Below are 19,639 nucleotides of genomic sequence, written 5' to 3'. Positions count from 1 at the left end.
TAAAGCCCTCATTCATTTCCCAAATAAGCTTCAATGACAGACGGATCGTTTCTGATAACCGATGGTTCGCCCAAAGCAATCAACTTACCAAAATTTAACACGGCAATGCGATCGCATAATCCCATTACCAGCGGCACGTGATGTTCAATCAAGATTATCGTCAAGTTAAACTGTTGGCGGATTTCTCGGATAAATTCGCTTAATTGGTGTTTTTCGCTAGGATTCATGCCAGCCGCAGGCTCATCTAACAATAGAATTTGCGGTTCTAACGCTAGCGCCCTGGCAATTTCTAAGCGACGCTGATCTCCATAGGGAAAATTTCGAGCTTTTTCTTGGGCGCGATCGCTTAATCCCACCATATCCAGTAACGCGATCGCTTTTTGTTTATTTAACTGTTCTCGCCTAGACGCTGATGGTAAACTCAACAGCCCAGTTAACAGAGTAGATAGAATATTAGCGCCCTTATTATGAATATGCCGCGCAATCATCACATTTTCCAGAGCCGAAAGATTACCAAATAAGCGAATATTTTGAAAAGTTCTGGCGATACCTTTAGCAGCGATTTGATGGGGAGGGCGCTGGGAAATTTCCTCGCCTTGATAGACTAATTGCCCGCTGGAAGGCCGGATTAACCCAGTCATCAGATTAAATAGTGTAGTTTTACCAGCACCATTGGGGCCAATTAAACCAAAAATCTCATTTTTATGAACCGTGAAAGATACATTATTCACCGCTACTAAGCCACCAAACTGGCGCATTAGTGCTTTTGCTTCCAGACAGGGCAAAGTGTCAAGTTTTAAAGGTGAAATTTCATCCTTCATGCTTTATTCTTCATTTTTCTCTTAAACAATTCTGGCGTCACCAAGCCTTGTGGGAAAAATATCGTTCCCACAACTATTAGGAACCCAAAAATAATCAAGCGACCATCTCGGAGGAATCCTGCTAACCAGGTAGGTAAACCGCTAGTATCTGCAATTCCCCTTAATATTTCCGGCAAAGCTGTAAATACCATACCACCCAATACAGGTCCTACAAAAGTTCTAGTTCCACCAATTAAGACAGAAGTTAAATAAACAATACTGGCATCAAAGGTGCCTTGGCGGGCGTTCCAGGTATTAAGAAAATGGGCGCTAACTGCCCCAGCGATTCCTGCCAAAATCGCGCCCAGGGTAAAAGCTAGAACTTTGTAGTAAGTTGGATTGATTCCCATCGCCCCCGCGGCTAATTCATCTTCTCGAATAGCTGTAAATGCCCTTCCTGCCCGAATTCGTTCAAGTCGATAAAGCAATACCATACTAATAATTAGTAAAGGAAACGCTATCCACAAATACTCGATAGGGGTTTGGAAAGGTTGGGGGATGCCAAAAATACCGACAGCGCCGCCAGTAATATCCAAATTTAGCGATAGGACGCGCAAAACTTCTACAAAGGCAATGGTAGCGATCGCTAAATAGATCCCCCGCAACCGCAGCGCCGGAATCCCCACCATAACGCCCAATATGCCAGAGACTATACCAGCAACCAGCATCTCCAATAACAGCAGCGGAATCGGGAATAAACCGCCACTAACGCGAAATACCTGGGTAGATAGAATCGCTGCAATATATCCGCCCAGCGCATAAAAACCAGGACTAGCTAGAGATAACTGTCCAGTCATCAGCGGTAGGTACAACGACAATCCTAGTAGTGCCCCCAACACCATAGAAACGATCAGCGATCCATAAGTGTTCAAAAAATCACTCATTGCAACACATTAAAAATAAAAAATTAACGAGCAATATTTAGTTTTACATTTAACATTCCAATAACTATACTTTTTGAATCAGCCGACGCCCTAGCAAACCCTGAGGTCTAACTATCAGCATTATGAATAGTATTCCAAAAGCAAACGCATCCTTATAAGCAGAATAATCTGAAGGGACAAATGCCTCCACAAGTCCGATCGCTAAACCTCCCAAGACGGCACCAGGAATACTTCCTAAACCACCTAGTACAATAACAGCTAAACCCTTTAGTCCAAATGCAATACCCAAGTAGGGTCCAGCGATACTTACACTAGACCCTACCAAAGTCCCTGCTAATCCCGCTAAGAAACTGCTGACGAAAAACGTCAGGACAATAAAAAAGTCGGTATTGATCCCTAGCAAACTAGCAGTTATCGGATCTTCAGCTACAGCTTTCATCGCTTTACCAAATTTAGTACGGTTTATGCAATAAGTGAGGATCGCCAAAATTATTACACATACACTAAAAATTACAATTTGAACGCTACGGATAGGAATTGGGTTTTCTCCCGTACCAAAGTTGATAGAAGGAGGCAAGTTACCGTAAGTATTTGCAGGAAAACTATAACTTTCTGCTCCCACCAAATACTGGATTAAATTTACAATTACTAAGGCTACACCAAGGCTAGAAACTACCGTCAGCAGAGGATCAGAGCCTTTACGTCGCAAAGGTCGAAAAGCAACACGCTCAATTCCAACCCCAACCAAACCAGCCAGCGTACTCCCTAAAATTAATGCTAGTGCAAATGGAAGCTTTATCGGTAAACTTGCATTTGCAAATAATCCGTTAAATCCAAATGTTCCTCCCATCAGGGCATAAGTGAAGTACGCTCCTAAAGTAAAGAGTGCCCCATGAGCAAAATTAATAATCCCTAAGATAGAAAAAATTAGAGTGTATCCCAAAGCAAAAATTGCGTAAATACTGCCAATAGATAAACCGTTTAGGAATTGTTGTAAAAAAAGAGTGATATCCATATATTTTTGATTAGGGTGGGCTTTGCCCACCCTATCGTTATTTAACTAAAGCGAATTTACCATTATTTCCGTCTGCATCTACCTTAAGTTGTGCGACGTAGAATTCTTTTTGTTTGACATCGCCTACTGGCGTAAAGCCAATCTCACCTAGTGGTGTCTGGTACGTACCAGCTAGCAACTGCCTGTTCAGTTCTGTACGTAGTTGCGGTAGCGGCATTGTGCTAATTTTAGTTTTCTGATTTAAAGCTTTCAGAGCCTCTGCATACACTTGAACCGCTGCAAAGGCTTGGGCACTAAACTGCGGGGGTTCTTTTTTATATTGATTGAGATAAGCGGTGCGAAAGGCAGCGTTCACCTCACTAGAGTATTCGGGGCTATAAGCTTGTGCAACTAGAACTCCATCACAGAGAACTTTACACACATTAAATATATTGGAAGTATTAAATCCATTGCCCCCAACAATAGTACCTTTATAACCCAGTTCCCGCAGTTGGCGAACCAAGTTTCCTCCGTCTGCCGCTAGTCCAGAAATAATCACTAAATCGGGTTTTAAGTTAATAGTATTGGTGGTTTGCGTTTGAAAGTCCGTATCGCTCGTCTGGAACTTTTGTACCGTTACTAAATCAAGTTTCTGGTCTTTAACTGTTTGCTGAAAAATTTCTGTCTCCGACTTACTAAATGCATCATTCTGAGCGTAAAATACCGCAACTTTCTTGATATTTGGGTTAAGCTTGAGGGCTGCTTTTAGCGAGAGAGGAGCGACAATGGAAACGGGTGCTGAGACACGAGCAACATAATCTCCAATCTCCGGAATTCCTTTAGCAGTGTTGGATGCTCCAATAACTGGCACTTTGGTTCTCTCTGCAATGGGGTCGGCACTAAATGCTTGCTGCGAAAGAGTTGGTCCAACAATGCCGACAACTTTATTCTGACTAATTAGGGTTTGAAAGGCATTAATCGCTCCGGCTTCCTCTCCACCTGTGTCCTGAACAATCAATTTAATCGGGGTGCCGTCAATACCACCTTTGTCATTAAAGTATTTCTCGGCAATTTTGGCACCCGCAATGCCTTCCTGACCGAGGAGAGCGACGTTACTGGTTTGCGCTAAGGCAATCCCAATCGGAATGGCACTAGATGAACCTGGGGCTGCTGAAGGGGCAGTAGTGGGGTTTGTGCCCACAGGGTTCGTTTGGGTGCAGGCTGACAGTAAGAATGCAACGGTAAGAAATACGGCAGAGGTTCGCACAGCAGGTCGTTTCATAACTCAGTAGATTGTAGATATTTTAGAAGGCTGTTTTTTTCAAACCGGCTTTCTATCTATATTTTCGGTTTTTTTGTGTCTACCTACTAAGGTATGAAATATTCCTTGAGAATTTTACATTCTTCCCATGACAATTCCCCAAAAATAATCCTCGAATGGACCCTCAGCTGCGTCTACGTGCATCTTTCTTGCCCAAGTGTAGATGTCGAAGCTGATATGTCCGCTATCGTGGTGCCAAGGTTTACCTGGTTGAATCACAATATTGCCTAATAGGGAAATCCAGTGAGTCGGGTAAGGCAGTAGTGGCGGTTTGTTGCTGAGTAACCCTTCTGCCGTAACCAAAGCAAACGCTACGCCACCGCTGGCGATGACTTCTGCGGCTTCGCGCATCGCATCAAATTCGCCATAAATATAGGTATGGGCATATTTAAATTGACGATAGCCCAGCACTTCTTTCACCCAGCCTTTCATCTCCCATGATTTCGTCATCCCGCCCAGATTCCGAATGATGTTGGGGGCGTTGGGTTCGACTGGAAAAATCAGGTTTTCTGATTCGCGCAAGGTTGCCAATAGCATCCAATCTGCCATCCCCATCCGCAGTCTGCCTTGGCTTTGGCGCAGTCTGGGCGATGCTTGGATATATCGAGTTCTCGCTTGAAAACCGCCGATTTCAAATAAACTGCGGCAAATTTTTACGTATTTGAGGGGCTGCTTGCGAACCAGCTCAAATACAATCGATGCTGGCCCGCAGAAGGGTTGTCCCCCTTGATTTACTTGAAAGGGATCGATTAGACGCGATCGCATATCAGCAATGACTTGCTGTTTATCTAAACTAGACCAAACGCTGGGAGCGCTAGATTGCTCGAAGTCTGCGATCGCTTGCTGTGCCTGTTGCAAATCAGTTAAATTTGGCAGTTGAGAAGTCATCAGCACCTCATGGGATTGAAGAAAGATTGCCAGCGAGTTTCAGGTTAGCAGGTTAGCAATTACAGACTCAAACGATCCTTTAAACCTTCATCCTGACAAGCCTTCAATCCTCCACTCTGCAAAATTTCTCAACACACCTGACAAATATCTCAACACCCATCTCCAGTGCTGTTTCATCAAAATTAAATCGCGGATGATGGTGCGGATACGCTAACTCTTTTTCTACATTCGCCGAACCCAAAAAGAAATAGCAACCGGGCAACGCTTGCAAAAAGAAAGACATATCTTCGCCGCCCATTGTTTGGCATTCTGGCACAATTCCAATCGGAGTTTCTACCACCCCTTCCGCTACAGAACGCACGAGTTCCGCCATCTTGGCATCATTAATCACCGGAGGATAAAGCCGCTTGTAGTCCAGTTGATAAGTGGCACCGTGGCTTTGACAAATACCCGCAATAATCTGCTCGATCCGTTGCGGAATAAGTTCTCCTAGAACCGGATTGAAATATCTCACAGTACCCGTGAAGAAAGCCGTATCAGCAATTACGTTAAGCGCTTTGCCTGCATGAAGTTCCCCGACGGTAACGACGGCGGACTCTAGGGGCGAGACATTTCGAGCCACAATTGTCTGCAAGGCAGTAACAATATGAGCGCTGACTAAAATTGAATCAACTGTTTGATGAGGAATCGCCCCGTGTCCGCCTTTGCCTTGAATCGTGCAGCGAAAACCTTCTGTTGCTGCCATCAAAGCACCTGTACGGACTCCCACAGTGCCGAGAGGCAGATTATTCCATAAATGCAGCCCGATAATCCCATCCACCTGGGGATTTTGTAAGACACCGGCTTCAATCATCGGCTTGGCACCTCCTGGCCCTTCCTCAGCGGGTTGGAAGATAATTTTTACAGTGCCAGCAAAGTCATCGCGATGCTCAGAGAGATAGTAAGCCGTCGAGAGAGCGATCGCTGTATGTCCATCATGACCGCAAGCGTGCATCACTCCATCATGCTGCGACCGATAAGGCACATCATTCTCTTCTTGAATCGGCAGGGCATCCATATCGGCCCGAATTGCCAACACTTTACCGGGTTTATTACCAGTAATTGTGCCAACAATTCCAGTGTTTGCAATGCCAGTTTCATGTTCAATTCCCCATTCTTGCAGTTTTTGGGAAACTAACTCGGCAGTTAAATGCTCTCGAAAGCCTAATTCAGGGCGCTGATGCAGCCGCCGCCGCAACTCCACCAGCATCGGCTGCAATGCTTGAATTTCCGGTCGAATCCGAGATGAATCAACAGAAAGAGGGCTTAAAGAAGTGGCAAACATCTTATTCAGACTCCAAAAATTTATGATGACGTGAAGGAATTAATCGGGTAGGGCGGTGTATCGCCAGAACTTGACTCCCTACCCTTGGTTATCTTTGAATTTTGGTTAAAGTGGCATCAATCGCTCTATATCTAAATCTGACGCAACTTGAGCGAGTTTACCGAGATCGCTGAGGTCGCTCAGATTGGGCAGAATCCCAAAAACTGGGGTATTGGTGAAAGACTCAATCAAATCGATTGGACACCAATCGGCGATTTCTTGTTCGGTAAGAGGTTGAACGCAATTCAGGACGATGCCTTTGAGGTGTACACCCGACTGACGAGAGAGGGCAACATTCGCAACCGCTTGGGCGATCGCTCCTAATCTTACCGGCACCACTAATACCGTTGGCAACCCCCAATCCCTAGCCAAATCCGCCACCGTGAGTTCGTGCGTAACCGGCGAACCCAATCCTCCCAATGCTTCTATCAGCACAAAATCTCGCTGACGCCGCAGATTTTCAAACGCTTGCCAAGCTTTTCCTAAGTCAACACTCCTTCCTTCCCGTTCAGCAGCGATGGGAGGCGCTAAGGGTGCCTGGAAGTACAACGGATTAATTTCCTCTAAAGATTGATTGAGAGAAAATAACTGATTGTAAAGTTCTCTATCCCCAGTTCCCGACTGAATTGGCTTCATCATCCCTAAGCTTTTGGCAGGACAATACATCTGCCAATAAGCTGCCAAAGCCGCAGTCAAAACTGTTTTCCCAGCGTCCGTATCGGTTCCAGTAATTAGTAGCGCGTTCAAAGTAGTTGTCACTCGTCAGTTGTCACTCGTCAGTTGTCAGTAGAAGTTGGAAGCTTGTAAAGTTGGAAATCCATCTTCTAAGGTTTACCCACCATCGATTACCCATTACCGAACACTAATATCTAGCGTAAAGGGTGTATCCTCTGGCGCAATTACATCAATTTGATAATTTCCAGCGCGAGGCACCTGAGCCTGCCAAGACAAAACGCCAGAGGCATCTTCCACGAGAGTGCCATCGGGATACCGAATATCTAAAGTTGCCCCACCTGGTTGAATGTCCGCCTTCAGTACCTGTCCTTGTTGCACATTTACCAAGTAACGCTTAATCCGCTGCGGACTGGTTCGAGCCGAAACCTGCACAGCCGGTTCGCCGGGAGGGAAGGTAATCGGTTGAGTATCAAATTGACCGGCGGGAGGAGTGGGAGTAGGAGTAGGTGTCGGAGTGGGTGTGGGTGTCGGCGTTGGCGTTGGGACTGGGTTCGCAAGGCTAATCTGTAAGTTATAGTCGCTCTGAGGCAACCCCTTGATCGGACTTAGCTGAATGGTGTAATTGCCGGTAAAGGGAAGCGTTCCTGTCCAACTTCGGACTCGCCTAGCATTGTTACTAATTGGGTTTTGATCGGGTCCCAACACCGTCATTAACACGCCTTCGTCATTCAGCAAGGAATTTAATTGTTGATCTTGTTCTCCACGAATGATGTAGTTCAGAGTTTCGTTTCCTTTGAGATTTCCTTGTTTATTCAGCGTTTGACCGGGTACTAAGTTTAGGCGCTGACTGTACGCTACTGGTTCTAAGCTGGGTGTGGGCGTTGGCGTTGGTGTGGGCGTTGGCGTTGGTGTGGGCGTTGGTGTTGGTGTGTCAGAAACTATCGGCGTTGGATCTGGTTGAGGCTGCCGATTAATCACAAAGCTGACTAACGCCCAAGAACCCAGTCCAGCTAATAAAGCAAGACTGATTACAACTGCGAAGACAGCCCAAGGATCTTCCCAAGTCGAGCGGCGCGGTTCGGGAATCACTGGATCGGGTCGAGTTGGACGGGCGGCATTCGGATTGACCGGGTTGCCAGGAGTATTTTGGTTAGGTGTCACCGGATCGGGTCGGCGTCCTACCGCTACTGTTTGTACTTGGGAAGTAGTCGGACGGGGCGGTTGGGGGCTGGGAGCTGACGGTTGCGGGTTAGCAGGTGGAGGTTGAAAAGTTGCGGGTGGCGGTTGGATCGGTGGTGGAGGTTGAAAAGTTGCGGGTGGCGGTTGAAGAGCGGCGGTTGTATTCGTCAGAGATTGGAGTGCTTGTACAACCTCTCCAGCTGATTGGTAGCGATCGCCCGGTCGATAACTTAACATCCGATTCAATACTTGAGCGAACCCATCGCTGACGTTCGCCCACCTGCGCCATTGCCACGTTAGCTGAGTCGCATCCAGCAATTCTGCTGGCTCTTTGCCTGTGAGCATTACCGCAGCCGTCGCCGCTAAAGCGTAGAGGTCGCTGCTAGGGTAAGCTTGCCCTGCCTGTATTTGTTCGCTGGGGGCATAACCGGGTTTCCCCACCGTTGTCGCGATTGGTCTGGTAACATCTGGTAGCTGAAACCGAGTTGCCAGCTCCTTAACCACGCCGAAATCGATCAGCACAGGTAAGCGATCGCTCTCCCGTAAAATAATATTGTCCGGCGCAATATCCCGATGAATAATCCCTTTAACATGGATGTGCGCTAAGACGGGCAACAACTGCCGCAGAAATTGCACCACTTCTACCTCCGAGAAAGTGTTGCCTTGACTCCGACGCTCATCAAGCAGCATCCGATAAGTCTTCCCCTCCACATAGTCCTGCACTAGGAACAACCGCTGATCTTGCTCAAAAGTAGCCCGAAACTGGGGAATCTGCGGGTGCTGGATTTGGTAAAGAGTCGTCGCCTCTCGCTGAAACAGTTCCCTTGCTTTCTCCAGTGCATAAGCTGATTCTTGAGCAGGAATTAATTCCTTTAAGGCACATCGTTCGCTAAAGCGCCCCTGGTCCTCTGCTAGATACGTTCGTCCGAACCCTCCCTGACCGAGAATACCGATCAAGCGGTAGCGGTTTTGTAGAATCGTTCCAATGACAATCGGGGGTTGCATAAATAAGGGCTAGGGAAGAAGGGCTTTTCAAGATGCAATTATGACAAAGCTATGCTACCTTACCTTCTTGGATCTATTTTGGCAAAAGCTGTCGCTCACCGTTCCATCAGCTTCTAATTTTGGCTTGTTGGAGCTTGTTGGAAAGTGAGTCGCTCCCCCCAGCCATCAGTCGGACTTTCCGATGCGGCTAATCGGCGATCGCGTTCCCTTAATGTATTTTTACTTTGCTTTCTATTTGTTAAAAAATTATTTATTATCAAAGCATTTGTCTAGAAATCTGTACATTTGACTTGCCTATGCGATCTAAAGTTTATGTTTTATCAGGAGAAATACGGAGACGTTATCTTGACAGTTTACTTAAGATTCCAAAAACTAAGCCATTCTACTGAGATGGTCATACCTGAAGAAACCTGCATTGAAGAGTTAGGTTCTCAAACTTAAGACCAAAACTTTCTAATTCTTGTCTGTAGAGCAATTTTTTAGATATTCTGTAACCAGTGATTCAGATATTCATCCCTTCTTAACAAATAAATTTGATAAGTCTTTTCGGCGACAATGATAAGATTGCGATCGAAGTAGCTCTTGAGGGTCTGCTGTGCTCCGTTCTCCCACTATATCGCTTCAGCCTACGCTGCCACAAATAGCAGATAACAATCGTCTGCGACTGTTTTCCGGCTCTGCTAATATACCCCTCTCTCAGGAAGTTGCTCGCTATCTAGGCATGGACTTGGGACCAATGGTTCGCAAGCGGTTTGCTGATGGAGAGCTTTACATTCAAATTCAAGAATCGATTCGAGGGTGTGACGTCTACTTAATTCAACCCACTTGCCATCCGGTGAACGATCACTTGATGGAATTGCTGATCATGGTTGACGCCTGTCGCCGCGCCTCGGCTCGACAAATTACCGCAGTCATTCCTTATTATGGCTATGCGAGAGCCGACCGCAAAACAGCGGGACGCGAATCCATTACCGCCAAGCTGGTTGCGAACCTGATTACAGAGGCTGGAGCCAGCCGGATTTTGGCGATGGATTTGCACTCAGCCCAGATTCAGGGATACTTTGATATTCCCTTCGATCACGTCTACGGCTCACCCGCCCTCATCAATTACCTGGCAAACAAGCAACTATCTGACTTGGTTGTTGTTTCACCGGATGTAGGTGGTGTGGCTAGAGCTAGAGCGTTTGCGAAAAAGCTGAACGATGCGCCGTTGGCGATTATTGATAAGCGTCGGCAAGCGCATAACGTAGCAGAAGTAATGAATCTGATTGGCGATGTCGAAGGCAAAACAGCCGTCTTAGTAGACGACATGATTGACACCGGCGGCACCATTTCAGAGGGCGCTCGGTTGTTACGCAAAGAAGGCGCTAGGCAGGTATATGCCTGTGCTACCCATGCAGTTTTCTCTCCACCCGCGATTGAGCGGCTCTCAAGCGGGATATTTGAAGAGGTGATTGTCACCAACACCATCCCAGTCCCCGAAGCAGATAGATTTAAACAACTGACGGTTCTTTCGGTCGCCAATGTGCTGGGCGAAACTATTTGGCGGGTTCACGAAGATAGTTCTGTCAGCAGTATGTTCCGATAAATCTTAATCCGCGAGGGATGTAGTTTTTTTAGGTCTAGGGACATGGCAATGCCATGTCCCTACAAGATTACAAGTAATGCAAAAATTCTCCTGGGACTAATCGCAACTCGCCAGATGTAAAACGATTAATTTCTACCCAAAGTGCCGCTTTTTGGCGATCGCCTTCAGCAAAAATCGTTCGCTCAATCTGATAAAGCTTAGGATCGACAAAATCACATTGATACAGTTGAATAATTTCGTGACCAGGCTTCCCATTGAAAGTAAACAAATTTTCGATACAGCCAAGATATCGGATATTTGTTAATTCAGCCTGAATTTCTTCTTGAAATTCTCTTTGTAGTGCGTCAATGCTGGTTTCTCCAAAGTCAACGCCGCCCCCTAAGGCGCGATAAAATGTATTTTGCTTAACGGGGTCATAGCCTTCGGAAATAAAAATGCGCTCGTCGTTCCGAATCAGCCCCAAGGCAAGCACCCGAATTTCACCTGATTTGTGCATCGTTTTTGTCAATTTTCGTTGTAACTAAAGGCAGCGCGACTTTCGCTACCCTCAACGGGCCAGTCTTCATTTTCGCCGCCAATGTACAAACGTTCAATTCTTACGTATTCGTTGTTCAGCTGGTTGAGAGAGTTGATCAGGATATCAAGCGCGATCGCATCACTGGTTCCCAGATCGAGCCAGCACCGTGCCCATCCCCCTTCGTACTCAAACTCGCCCATATTATGCATGAGCGAGACCATCGTGTTATCCGCTGCGTCAGAATCGTAATCCATGTAGCTGATATCTAAACCCGTATCCTGGACTTGGAGATTTTCTGCATTAAATCCTCCCAATTTCCCCAAGAAGAACCAGGAGTTAAACACCTCCTCGACATACTGCTTTTCCATCTCCGAGGGAACCATGCTGAACTCCAGCCAGATCCACAGATCGAAAGGGTTAAACTCGCGGAACACTACCTGCATATCAACCGTGAAGTATAAAGTGTAAAGGATGAAATTCGAGAAATCGGCTTCAATCCATTGTTTTGGAACCGCAAACTCATTTCATCCTTTCTTTCATCCTATCGTTTATACTTCATCCTTTTAGGCTTCATCCTCCCGTAATCCGGCGTTGTGCTTTATCGCGTTCTCGCTTCAGCTGTTTAACGACGTTCGCCGGGAGTTGGGCTTCTTTTGCGATCGCTTTGTCAAAATTCTCCACCGCTCGCTTGATCAAATCTTGGTTATTGTTTTTCTTCTTCCCTTGCTCAACCAGGATCTGCCCCTTGAGATAGAACAATTCTGGGTTATTTGGCGTGATTTGACTTGCCTTCTCCGCAAATTCCCACGCCTTATCGTACTTCTTCAAGTCCCGATAGCCGACGGCAATTCCTCGATAAGCCAAATAAGACGGACTTGCTTTTTCTAAGCGTTCAATCGCTTGATTGGGGTTGGAAAATGGCAAATTTACCGCAATCATCAAATCCATATACCCCTTGAGCAAGTTGAGTTCTGCATCATCAGGTGCTACTTTTTCAGCTTTATCGAGGTATTCAAATACCTGCTGCAATTTACTCAAAGCTTGCGGGCCACTTTTGATTGCATCTCGATTCGCGATCGCAATCGTATGAGCGCCTTGTAAAAAATGACCTACTGCGGTGTAGAGATTTCCCCGCAAGGGATCGCTTGCTGTGAGCTTCTCAGCCGTTTGCAGCGTCTTGTCCGCGTATAATTTAAACTCATCTAACAAAGCTTGTTTTTGTTGCTTGCTCTCCGCACTTTCCCCTTTCCAGTCAATAGAGGAGTAGGTGAGAGACGCCTTCATTGCGTATGCTAGGGGTTCGTTGGGTTCCTGCGTTTCCGCTTGCTGTAGGTAACGCTTTGCTTCTAGATAGTTTCCCTTTTCAAAGATTGCCTTGAAAGCAGCTTCTGTACTGTCTCCGATATTCCGAGGATTGCTAGAGCGAAAAGGGTCATCCGCTAGACTAGGGCTAGACCAAACGCTGACTGCCATCAGCGATGCGAGCAGAGCAAAACGTGCAGACGCTGGCGCGATCAAAGGCTTAGAGCAAATCGCGGGTGTATTTGCGATCGCAGAAACAATCTGCTTCGGAACCGAAAATCGATCCATTATCGTCATCCTCACAAAACCTTACGCTTGAGTGAATGCTGTCTCCAATGTTAAATGCTATCTAGTAACGCCAGAAAATATTCTGTTACCATCGCCCTTCGGCTCAACATTTAGAAACAACAAGTGTATAATTAGTCACTTCTAGATAAAGAGAGTTAAATGCGTTTGACGCCTTTACTAAATTCCAGGTTCCGGAAAAATTTAGTTAATTTTTTTTAAATGCCAAGGATAAAAGTAGAAATAAAGAGATCCGGAATCGCGGATAAAATTTGTTTTGCTCAAAAACAGGTTTCGTTCAGTTTTTCTTGTGCCGAATAATTTAAGTCAAAATTAAAGAAGGCTTTTTTGTTCCCAACTGGATGCCTTGACGAGTTCGCTTTCTATTTTCTATTCGGGTAATTAATGCTCTATCTCAAAAACCTGACTTATCACCCCCCGGCTGCCCCTACTGCGATTCTAAAAGCCCTTAATTTAGAACTGGCACCGAACAATCTGGGTCTTGTCATTGGCCCAAGTGGCTCTGGCAAAAGCACATTTTTAGAAATTCTCGCAGGTCTGGCGGAAAAAACGGATGGTGCCCTCTATTGGAGAGACCAAGAACTGACTCCCGAACATCTGCAACAGTTGGGAGGATTAGTGTTTCAATTTCCAGAGCGGCATTTTTGTGGCGGGACAATTTTAGAAGAACTGCGGATGGGGCATCCAGAGTTGGGATTGGAAAAAGTCACGGAAGCTCTGCAAGAAGTAAATCTGGCACATCTGCCATTGCATACCTCACCGCATTCCTTGAGTGGAGGTCAACAGCGACGCCTTGCTCTAGCAGTGCAGTTAATTCGCCAACCTCATTTGCTGTTGTTGGATGAACCCACCGCTGGACTAGATTGGTCAATGCGGCGTCAGCTAGTGAGTTTATTCGCAAAACTCAAAACCCATTGGACGCTGTTGGTTGTCACTCACGATGCGGGTGATTTGTTAGCGATCGCCGATCGATGCTGGACAATTAACCACGGAGAATTGCAATCGGTGGAACCAGCGTCATTGGAAGCTAAAGTAATTGAGCCGCAACCAGCAGCTTAAATGGGTTTGGGCGGTTGTAGGGCGAACCCTTTCCCGAAGGGTAATTCACAAATTTAAAAAGTTGAAGGTTGGCGGTCATGGGTGAGATTGAGACGCTAATGTTGCCGGAAATGGCAGACATCTGGCAGCAAACATTAGGCTGGCAGCCGGAAGCCGAACAAAGGCAACAATTTCAGCGCCTTTACGAGCTAATTTTGGTAGGAAATCGCCAGCTAAATTTAACTCGCATCACCGAACCGACAGAGTTTTGGGAAAAACATCTGTGGGATTCTCTGCGAGGAATTGCACCCCTGCTATCCTCCCATTCGGAAGGGACAAGCGATCGCTTGTCCCTTCCCTCCGTCGAACGCGCTATCGATATTGGGACTGGAGGAGGATTTCCGGGGATTCCCATTGCGATCGCCCTCAGCCATTGCACCGTCACTTTACTGGATGCCACGCGCAAAAAAATCGCGTTTTTAGAAACTCTGATCGACCAGATGGGGATTCAAAATGCTGCTACTTTGACTGGTAGAGCGGAAGAAATTGGTCAACATCCCCAGCATCGAGCTTCTTACGACTTGGCACTGGTGAGAGCCGTCGCCACAGCATCTGTCTGTGCAGAATATGCCCTCCCGTTACTAAAACCCGGTGGCTTAGCCATCCTCTATCGAGGACAGTGGACAGAAGAAGAAACCAATGCTCTACAACCAGCGCTTGTGCAATTGGGTGGTGTCATTGAGTCGATAGAAGGGTTTACGACTCCTTGTAGTCATAGCGATCGCCACTGTCTTTATCTCCGCAAAGTGGCACCCACGCCGAGGGAATTTCCGCGCACTGTCGGCTTACCTGCTCAAAAGCCACTTTAGCCGCAGGCGATGGCAGGGTGGGGTTTTTTCGTATTTGTGGGTCATCAACCAGATTCGATATTATCCATTCTCGTAACGCTGCAACAGACTGGCTAAAAACTCAGCGGCTGTGGTGTAGGTTCGCGTTTCCGCTTTTCCCTTTACTGAACTTACCCACCAACCTTGTGCAGTTTGAGGCGATCGCCATAATTCTAAATGCTCTACTGGCGGATCGGCATAGAAACTCTCTTCGCCACTTCCCAGTACCGCTGAACTCCAGTGTGTAAAGTAATCGTGACTGAGTCGATGGATGGGAAAGTTACCAGACAAAGGCATACCCCAGCCATCTAGCGCAATCAAAGCTTTAACCGTTCCTCCTGATAGCTGCCACAGCCAAGCCCCTCCAATTGCCCCCACAACACCCGCACTGAAGCTAATAAAGATTACGGGTGATGCTTGGGAGCTAGGCGGACTAAGATTTACGCACAAATAATTGTAAATATCCGCTGCTGAGTAAGCGGCGAATTCTTGAACCGGAAAAATCAACAGGTTCTCTCTCTTTTTTGGCTGTAATTCTTCCAGAAAATTCTGCGTTAGCGCTGGATCGTGGATACCTGGGCAAATAATGACGTTCATCATTTCTAAAGGTTAGGGGCAAATGATGACGAGCATCATTTGAATTATGAAAATATCTTACAGACAAAACATCGATCTTCAGATATAAAAAATCTTAGAAAGACTTTCAAAGGGTTCAATTCAGGGTGTAGCTAGTTGTTAGCGGGTTCCCAGCAGAATCTATGATTTCAATGATTAGTAAATTTGGACTTACACGCTTTAGCTAAAGACATAAACTGCCTGTCGCTATTATGTTGCACTTATTATTTGACAAGAAATGTATGTGACAAGAAGTGAGAAAACAGGGTGACTGTACGTGACAGTGGCAAAATTCCTGAACACAATCCCAACACGTTCTGTTGGATTCAGGAAACACTTAGCAAAGGAGACAGAAGAGGATAACAGCGCTTCAGTGAAATCTAGCGATCGCTAAGTGTATGCCCTTGTGGCTGTTCGTTTACAGAGGATATGCGGTGGCGTCGCGACGGCTGCCCTTCCTCGTTGGCATTGGGGTTTCGATTGCGGCGCTGTGTCTCTGGCAAGGACTAGAAGCACTGAAGAGCGATCGCATTCAGCAGAAAATTGACTTGGAAGCCAAGAGTATAAAAATCGAACTCACCGGGGAAATGAAAGAGCGATTTTTAGCACTGGTTCGCATGACAAAGCGCTGGGAAAATGCGGGGAAGCCATCTCAGCAAAATTGGAAGCAGATGCAACGCTGAATATTCAGTATTTCAGCGGCTATCAAGCGATTGAATGGGTAGATCCGGAATTTAATCTGTGCTGGGGTATAACCAGTGACAGTCGCAGAAAATCTTGCCCTAGCGCTAGCCAATTTATCGCTGTACGAAACTTTACAAAAACAAAAGGTACAATCTCGGCGTCAGCAACTGGGTACGATTTCGATCTCGCTGGGAGTTGCTTGCTTCCCGATTCATGGCAATACGGAAGAGGCAGTCATTCATGCGGTGGATGCGGCACTTTACAAAGCGAAGGTGCAAGGACGCGATCGCGTCCTTGCGTATGCCACTAGATGCAACTCTTCGCCCGCTCGCTCGCTCGTGACTTGTATCAATCATTGGATGGATGAATCGCGCCTCAAAACTCGCTGCAATATTATCTAACTACTAAATTTTTTTACCTTAATCCCCCCATAGGGGATGTTAACCTAAAAAAGGAGTGGTGCTTTGAGGGGATTGAATCTGTACGACAACGCGATCGCCTCAGTTTCCACTCTGATGTAGACACCATTCAAGTTGAGGAACGCGACTTGGTAGCCACCCCAGAAAAACTTCAACAAAATAACGATTCAGCCACAGGTAACGACCGCGTAGCCGTATTGCTGATGGGCTATGGCGAAGTAGAAAGCTACGACGACTTTGCCAACTACAACGAACAAGCTTTAAATCTACTCACCGCTAAGTTTGCGCCGGTACCCACCTGGATTTATCCACCACTCGCAAAGCTTTTGGCAATCTTTGACCTGCATGAGTGGAACCACCAGCACGATCATTTTATTTCCCCCCACAACGCAATTTTTGAACAGCAACGGGCGGGGATAGAAAAAAATCTACAAGAAAAATGGGGCGATCGCGTTAAAGTTTTCAAAGCCTTTAACTTCTGCGCTCCCTTCCTTCCCGAACAGGTTCTTGCTGAAATCAAAGAGCAGGGTTTTGACAAACTGCTGATCTACCCGCTCTTAGTGGTAGATTCTATCTTTACCAGCGGGATTGCGGTCGAGCAAGTAAATAACGCTCTTTCCAAACTCTCTGACGGTAGCGAACATTGGATTAAGGGACAGCGCTATATTCCCTCCTTCTACAACGAACCCGCCTACATCGAGTTGTTAGCGCGTCTAGTAGAGGAGAAAATTGCCCGCGATTTAGCAGTCGCCCACCTGCCCTCCCAAACTGCCATCGTGTTGATGAACCACGGTTGCCCTCATAAAGCTAAAGGATTTACCTCTGGCATCACTGAAAGTGAGGCACTCTACGAGAGAGTTAGAGAGAAGCTGATCAATAAATATCCGCTGATTTCAGTGGGTTGGCTTAACCATGACACTCCTCTGATTGAATGGACTCAACCCAATGCCACCCAAGCTGCTGAAAATCTAATTCTGCTGGGTGCTACGTCGGTTGTTTTCATGCCGATTGGCTTTGCTACTGAGAATCACGAAACTCTGCTAGATGTAGACCACATCCTGCATAACTTACGGCGTAAGCATCCGGAAGTGACCTACGTACAAATGGAGTGCGTCAACGACCATCCAGAATTTTTAAAGATGGCAGCAGAATGGGCGCATCCTCAGATTGAAGCTTTATTTTCAGAACAAGCTCTTTCCGTTAATCCTCAGATGGCGGCGATGCAAGCGGCTCATACCCACGACCACCACGATCACGGTCATCATCACCATGACCACGGTCATCACCACGACCACGATCACCATCATCATTAAATAATTGGGTGTTTTTTAACGCTTAGAACCACAAAGAAATAAAGCAAAGATACGCAAAGAGAAATCATCTCTGCGTACCTTTGCGATTTCCTTGACGTACCTTTGCGTTAAAACTTCCCAATTGAAGCCGAAAACTAGGCAGCCTTTCTCAGTTTTTGGGTATTTTCTACTAAACTTTTAGCAAATTCATCAAAGCGCTCAGAAAGTTTATCATCCAGCAAGTTCCCATTAGCATCAAACGCTTTCCAAGCTTGTCCAATGGCAATTTGTTCCGGAATTACCCAAGCATGAACCCAGCGCATAATTACCCGAAGATCGTTGAGAGCGTTACTATTTGACTGACCTCCCAAGACACTAATTAAACCTGCAACTTTATCGCTTAGCTGGTCAAAGCTCATTAAATCTAAGGCATTTTTCAGCACACCGCTGACACTACCATGATATTCAGGGGTTGCCAAAATTAAGCCATCTGCCTCAGCGACGGCTTTCCGCATCTTTGCAACATCTGGAAAGTCTGGAAATTCCTTTTCCCCGTTACAAAAAGGCAGATTCATTTGCCGCAAATCAAGAACTTCTACCTCAGCACCAAGCGATCGCATTCGCAAAGCTGCCAAATTTAGAGCCAGCTGACTTTGAGATTCAGCCCGTAAACTCCCGCCAATTCCCACAATTTTGACCATATCAATCCTCCATGAAGATGAAAACAAGCTTTAGTAACCGCAAAAATAGTTAATTTTAGGCAATCACCTGTCACCGAGACATCGGTAGATAAATTTACGATAATATTAAAGCGTACTCGTTATGAATACGTTTAAGATAACAAGTTCCACCCAACTTCGTCAACAAAGCAGCCAAAACCAGCAAACCGATTCTCGGCAAGGCTGGAATCGAGACAGTTAAACTAGAAGATGGAAAGGTCTGCTCAACTCCTGATTTAGGCAGATTCCTCTGGAAATCCAGCAACCTAGGGGTTGAGTCAAAGCAGCAGGGAAAGGGCAATAATTATGAACAATAATTCTGGGATCGAAGCATGGATAGGGGATCGACCGGCAAAAAGGTCTAAAGATTCCGTTAAACCAGCGCCACGACGCTTCTGGCAGATCGCCGCCAGTTTGATGATTTTCCAGGGGATGCTGCTGAGTCCTCCTGCCCTCGCCAAGGCAGAGCAGAACACCCTCACCTATGGCGATTTATTGCAGAAACTTGAGGCAAACCAAGTCACCAAAGTGGAAATTGACCCAGCCACCCGGATGGCTAAGGTTAGATTAACGGGGCAAAAGCCAACCGATCCGCCGCAAGAGGTAATGCTTCTAGAGCAAAACCCAGAATTGATCGAACAACTCCGCGACAAAAATGTCGAACTTGATGTACAACCTTCGACCGATAACACCGCAGCGGTGGGAGTAGCGGCAAACTTACTATTACTCTTCTTCTTACTGGGAGTATTAATGTTTATTTTCCGTCGTTCTAGTAATGCCTCTGGGCAAGCCATGAACTTCGGGAAATCAAGAGCCAGATTTCAGATGGAAGCCAAAACCGGCGTCAAATTTGACGACGTCGCCGGGATCGAAGAAGCCAAAGAAGAACTCGAAGAAGTCGTCACCTTCCTCAAACTCCCAGAGAAATTCACCGCCGTAGGTGCGAAAATTCCCAAAGGCGTCCTGTTAATTGGCCCTCCAGGAACCGGGAAAACATTACTCGCCAAAGCGATCGCCGGGGAAGCCGGGGTTCCCTTCTTCAGCATCTCCGGAAGTGAATTTGTGGAAATGTTCGTCGGCGTTGGTGCATCCCGCGTCCGCGA

20 protein-coding genes are annotated in these 19,639 nt (G+C 46.4%); 7 read left to right on the top strand and 13 right to left on the bottom strand.

What is annotated here, in order from left to right; genetic code table 11:
• Window positions 1-8: 8 nt before the first annotated feature.
• The 8 genes from NC997_RS26410 to NC997_RS26375 form a co-directional block, all read right to left on the bottom strand.
• The gene (locus NC997_RS26410) at window positions 9-821 is read right to left on the bottom strand and encodes an ABC transporter ATP-binding protein (RefSeq protein WP_190524763.1); all 813 of its coding nucleotides are present in this window, start codon (window positions 819-821) and stop codon (window positions 9-11) included.
• On the bottom strand, window positions 818-1,744 hold the full coding sequence (locus NC997_RS26405) for a branched-chain amino acid ABC transporter permease (RefSeq protein WP_190524761.1): 927 nt from the start codon (window positions 1,742-1,744) through the stop codon (window positions 818-820). The genes NC997_RS26410 and NC997_RS26405 overlap by 4 nt, the downstream gene beginning before the upstream one ends.
• A gap of 64 nt (window positions 1,745-1,808) precedes the next feature.
• Window positions 1,809-2,759: a branched-chain amino acid ABC transporter permease gene (locus NC997_RS26400; protein ID WP_190524777.1), complete on the bottom strand. Its 951-nt coding sequence runs from the start codon at window positions 2,757-2,759 to the stop codon at window positions 1,809-1,811.
• 37 nt (window positions 2,760-2,796) lie between these two features.
• The gene (locus NC997_RS26395; protein WP_190524759.1) at window positions 2,797-4,020 is read right to left on the bottom strand and encodes an ABC transporter substrate-binding protein; all 1,224 of its coding nucleotides are present in this window, start codon (window positions 4,018-4,020) and stop codon (window positions 2,797-2,799) included.
• Window positions 4,021-4,134: 114 nt separating this feature from the next.
• Window positions 4,135-4,947 (bottom strand): hypothetical protein, encoded by an 813-nt coding sequence (locus NC997_RS26390; RefSeq protein WP_190524757.1) that lies wholly within the window; start codon window positions 4,945-4,947, stop codon window positions 4,135-4,137.
• A 103-nt stretch (window positions 4,948-5,050) separates the two neighbouring features.
• Window positions 5,051-6,271, bottom strand: coding sequence for a M20 family metallopeptidase (locus NC997_RS26385; protein WP_190524755.1), 1,221 nt, complete (start codon window positions 6,269-6,271; stop codon window positions 5,051-5,053).
• Window positions 6,272-6,376: 105 nt separating this feature from the next.
• Window positions 6,377-7,057 (bottom strand): dethiobiotin synthase, encoded by a 681-nt coding sequence (gene bioD, locus NC997_RS26380; protein ID WP_190524775.1) that lies wholly within the window; start codon window positions 7,055-7,057, stop codon window positions 6,377-6,379.
• Window positions 7,058-7,162: 105 nt separating this feature from the next.
• On the bottom strand, window positions 7,163-9,169 hold the full coding sequence (locus tag NC997_RS26375; RefSeq protein ID WP_190524754.1) for a serine/threonine-protein kinase: 2,007 nt from the start codon (window positions 9,167-9,169) through the stop codon (window positions 7,163-7,165).
• A 595-nt stretch (window positions 9,170-9,764) separates the two neighbouring features.
• On the opposite strand from NC997_RS26375, the gene NC997_RS26370 reads away from it, so the two are divergent.
• Window positions 9,765-10,757: a ribose-phosphate pyrophosphokinase gene (locus NC997_RS26370; RefSeq protein WP_190415987.1), complete on the top strand. Its 993-nt coding sequence runs from the start codon at window positions 9,765-9,767 to the stop codon at window positions 10,755-10,757.
• Between the two features lie 67 nt (window positions 10,758-10,824).
• On the opposite strand, the gene NC997_RS26365 is transcribed toward NC997_RS26370, so the two are convergent.
• From NC997_RS26365 to NC997_RS26355, 3 genes are all read right to left on the bottom strand, one after another.
• Window positions 10,825-11,253, bottom strand: coding sequence for an NUDIX hydrolase (locus tag NC997_RS26365; RefSeq protein WP_190524752.1), 429 nt, complete (start codon window positions 11,251-11,253; stop codon window positions 10,825-10,827).
• Window positions 11,254-11,261: 8 nt separating this feature from the next.
• Window positions 11,262-11,717, bottom strand: coding sequence for a DUF3531 family protein (locus NC997_RS26360; protein ID WP_190429656.1), 456 nt, complete (start codon window positions 11,715-11,717; stop codon window positions 11,262-11,264).
• Window positions 11,718-11,844: 127 nt separating this feature from the next.
• A complete protein-coding gene (locus NC997_RS26355; protein ID WP_190416001.1) occupies window positions 11,845-12,747 on the bottom strand; it encodes a Sll0314/Alr1548 family TPR repeat-containing protein in 903 nt (300 codons plus the stop codon).
• 519 nt (window positions 12,748-13,266) lie between these two features.
• Between NC997_RS26355 and NC997_RS26350 the strand changes: the two genes are divergently transcribed.
• Both NC997_RS26350 and rsmG read left to right on the top strand, forming a co-directional pair.
• Window positions 13,267-13,941, top strand: coding sequence for an ABC transporter ATP-binding protein (locus NC997_RS26350; RefSeq protein WP_190524750.1), 675 nt, complete (start codon window positions 13,267-13,269; stop codon window positions 13,939-13,941).
• 77 nt (window positions 13,942-14,018) lie between these two features.
• Window positions 14,019-14,789 (top strand): 16S rRNA (guanine(527)-N(7))-methyltransferase RsmG, encoded by a 771-nt coding sequence (gene rsmG / locus NC997_RS26345; RefSeq protein WP_199306026.1) that lies wholly within the window; start codon window positions 14,019-14,021, stop codon window positions 14,787-14,789.
• Window positions 14,790-14,849: 60 nt separating this feature from the next.
• Here rsmG and NC997_RS26340 read toward each other — a convergent pair whose 3' ends face one another.
• Window positions 14,850-15,404, bottom strand: coding sequence for a hypothetical protein (locus NC997_RS26340; RefSeq protein WP_190524773.1), 555 nt, complete (start codon window positions 15,402-15,404; stop codon window positions 14,850-14,852).
• Window positions 15,405-15,856: 452 nt separating this feature from the next.
• On the opposite strand from NC997_RS26340, the gene NC997_RS26335 reads away from it, so the two are divergent.
• The 3 genes from NC997_RS26335 to NC997_RS26325 all read left to right on the top strand — a co-directional run bounded on the left by NC997_RS26335 (window position 15,857) and on the right by NC997_RS26325 (window position 17,838).
• A complete protein-coding gene (locus tag NC997_RS26335; protein ID WP_348257837.1) occupies window positions 15,857-16,105 on the top strand; it encodes a hypothetical protein in 249 nt (82 codons plus the stop codon).
• A gap of 75 nt (window positions 16,106-16,180) precedes the next feature.
• On the top strand, window positions 16,181-16,507 hold the full coding sequence (locus tag NC997_RS26330) for a diguanylate cyclase (RefSeq protein WP_190524748.1): 327 nt from the start codon (window positions 16,181-16,183) through the stop codon (window positions 16,505-16,507).
• Between the two features lie 146 nt (window positions 16,508-16,653).
• Complete coding sequence (locus NC997_RS26325) at window positions 16,654-17,838, top strand: ferrochelatase (RefSeq protein WP_190410884.1); 1,185 nt, start codon at window positions 16,654-16,656, stop codon at window positions 17,836-17,838.
• 134 nt (window positions 17,839-17,972) lie between these two features.
• Here NC997_RS26325 and NC997_RS26320 read toward each other — a convergent pair whose 3' ends face one another.
• On the bottom strand, window positions 17,973-18,518 hold the full coding sequence (locus tag NC997_RS26320) for an NADPH-dependent FMN reductase (RefSeq protein ID WP_190410883.1): 546 nt from the start codon (window positions 18,516-18,518) through the stop codon (window positions 17,973-17,975).
• Window positions 18,519-18,953: 435 nt separating this feature from the next.
• On the opposite strand from NC997_RS26320, the gene NC997_RS26315 reads away from it, so the two are divergent.
• Window positions 18,954-19,639, top strand: a 686-nt coding sequence (locus tag NC997_RS26315) for an ATP-dependent metallopeptidase FtsH/Yme1/Tma family protein (RefSeq protein ID WP_347276041.1), incomplete at its 3' end; no start/stop codon positions are given.

Source organism: Trichocoleus sp. DQ-A2 (genome assembly GCF_039961915.1).
Taxonomy (GTDB): Bacteria; Cyanobacteriota; Cyanobacteriia; order Cyanobacteriales; family FACHB-T130; genus FACHB-T130.
Note: the sequence above shows the minus strand (reverse complement) of the source record. Positions and strands in the feature narration are given on the sequence as shown.

What these genes read in the sequence shown, in the direction of transcription:
- NC997_RS26410 (WP_190524763.1), bottom strand. Translation starts at nt 821, where the DNA reads ATGAAGGATGAAATTTCACCTTTAAAACTTGACACTTTGCCCTGTCTG.
- NC997_RS26405 (WP_190524761.1), bottom strand. Translation starts at nt 1,744, where the DNA reads ATGAGTGATTTTTTGAACACTTATGGATCGCTGATCGTTTCTATGGTG.
- NC997_RS26400 (WP_190524777.1), bottom strand. Translation starts at nt 2,759, where the DNA reads ATGGATATCACTCTTTTTTTACAACAATTCCTAAACGGTTTATCTATT.
- NC997_RS26395 (WP_190524759.1), bottom strand. Translation starts at nt 4,020, where the DNA reads ATGAAACGACCTGCTGTGCGAACCTCTGCCGTATTTCTTACCGTTGCA.
- NC997_RS26390 (WP_190524757.1), bottom strand. Translation starts at nt 4,947, where the DNA reads ATGACTTCTCAACTGCCAAATTTAACTGATTTGCAACAGGCACAGCAA.
- NC997_RS26385 (WP_190524755.1), bottom strand. Translation starts at nt 6,271, where the DNA reads ATGTTTGCCACTTCTTTAAGCCCTCTTTCTGTTGATTCATCTCGGATT.
- NC997_RS26375 (WP_190524754.1), bottom strand. Translation starts at nt 9,169, where the DNA reads ATGCAACCCCCGATTGTCATTGGAACGATTCTACAAAACCGCTACCGC.
- NC997_RS26365 (WP_190524752.1), bottom strand. Translation starts at nt 11,253, where the DNA reads ATGCACAAATCAGGTGAAATTCGGGTGCTTGCCTTGGGGCTGATTCGG.
- NC997_RS26360 (WP_190429656.1), bottom strand. Translation starts at nt 11,717, where the DNA reads ATGCAGGTAGTGTTCCGCGAGTTTAACCCTTTCGATCTGTGGATCTGG.
- NC997_RS26355 (WP_190416001.1), bottom strand. Translation starts at nt 12,747, where the DNA reads ATGGCAGTCAGCGTTTGGTCTAGCCCTAGTCTAGCGGATGACCCTTTT.
- NC997_RS26350 (WP_190524750.1), top strand. Translation starts at nt 13,267, where the DNA reads ATGCTCTATCTCAAAAACCTGACTTATCACCCCCCGGCTGCCCCTACT.
- rsmG (WP_199306026.1), top strand. Translation starts at nt 14,019, where the DNA reads ATGGGTGAGATTGAGACGCTAATGTTGCCGGAAATGGCAGACATCTGG.
- NC997_RS26340 (WP_190524773.1), bottom strand. Translation starts at nt 15,404, where the DNA reads ATGAACGTCATTATTTGCCCAGGTATCCACGATCCAGCGCTAACGCAG.
- NC997_RS26320 (WP_190410883.1), bottom strand. Translation starts at nt 18,518, where the DNA reads ATGGTCAAAATTGTGGGAATTGGCGGGAGTTTACGGGCTGAATCTCAA.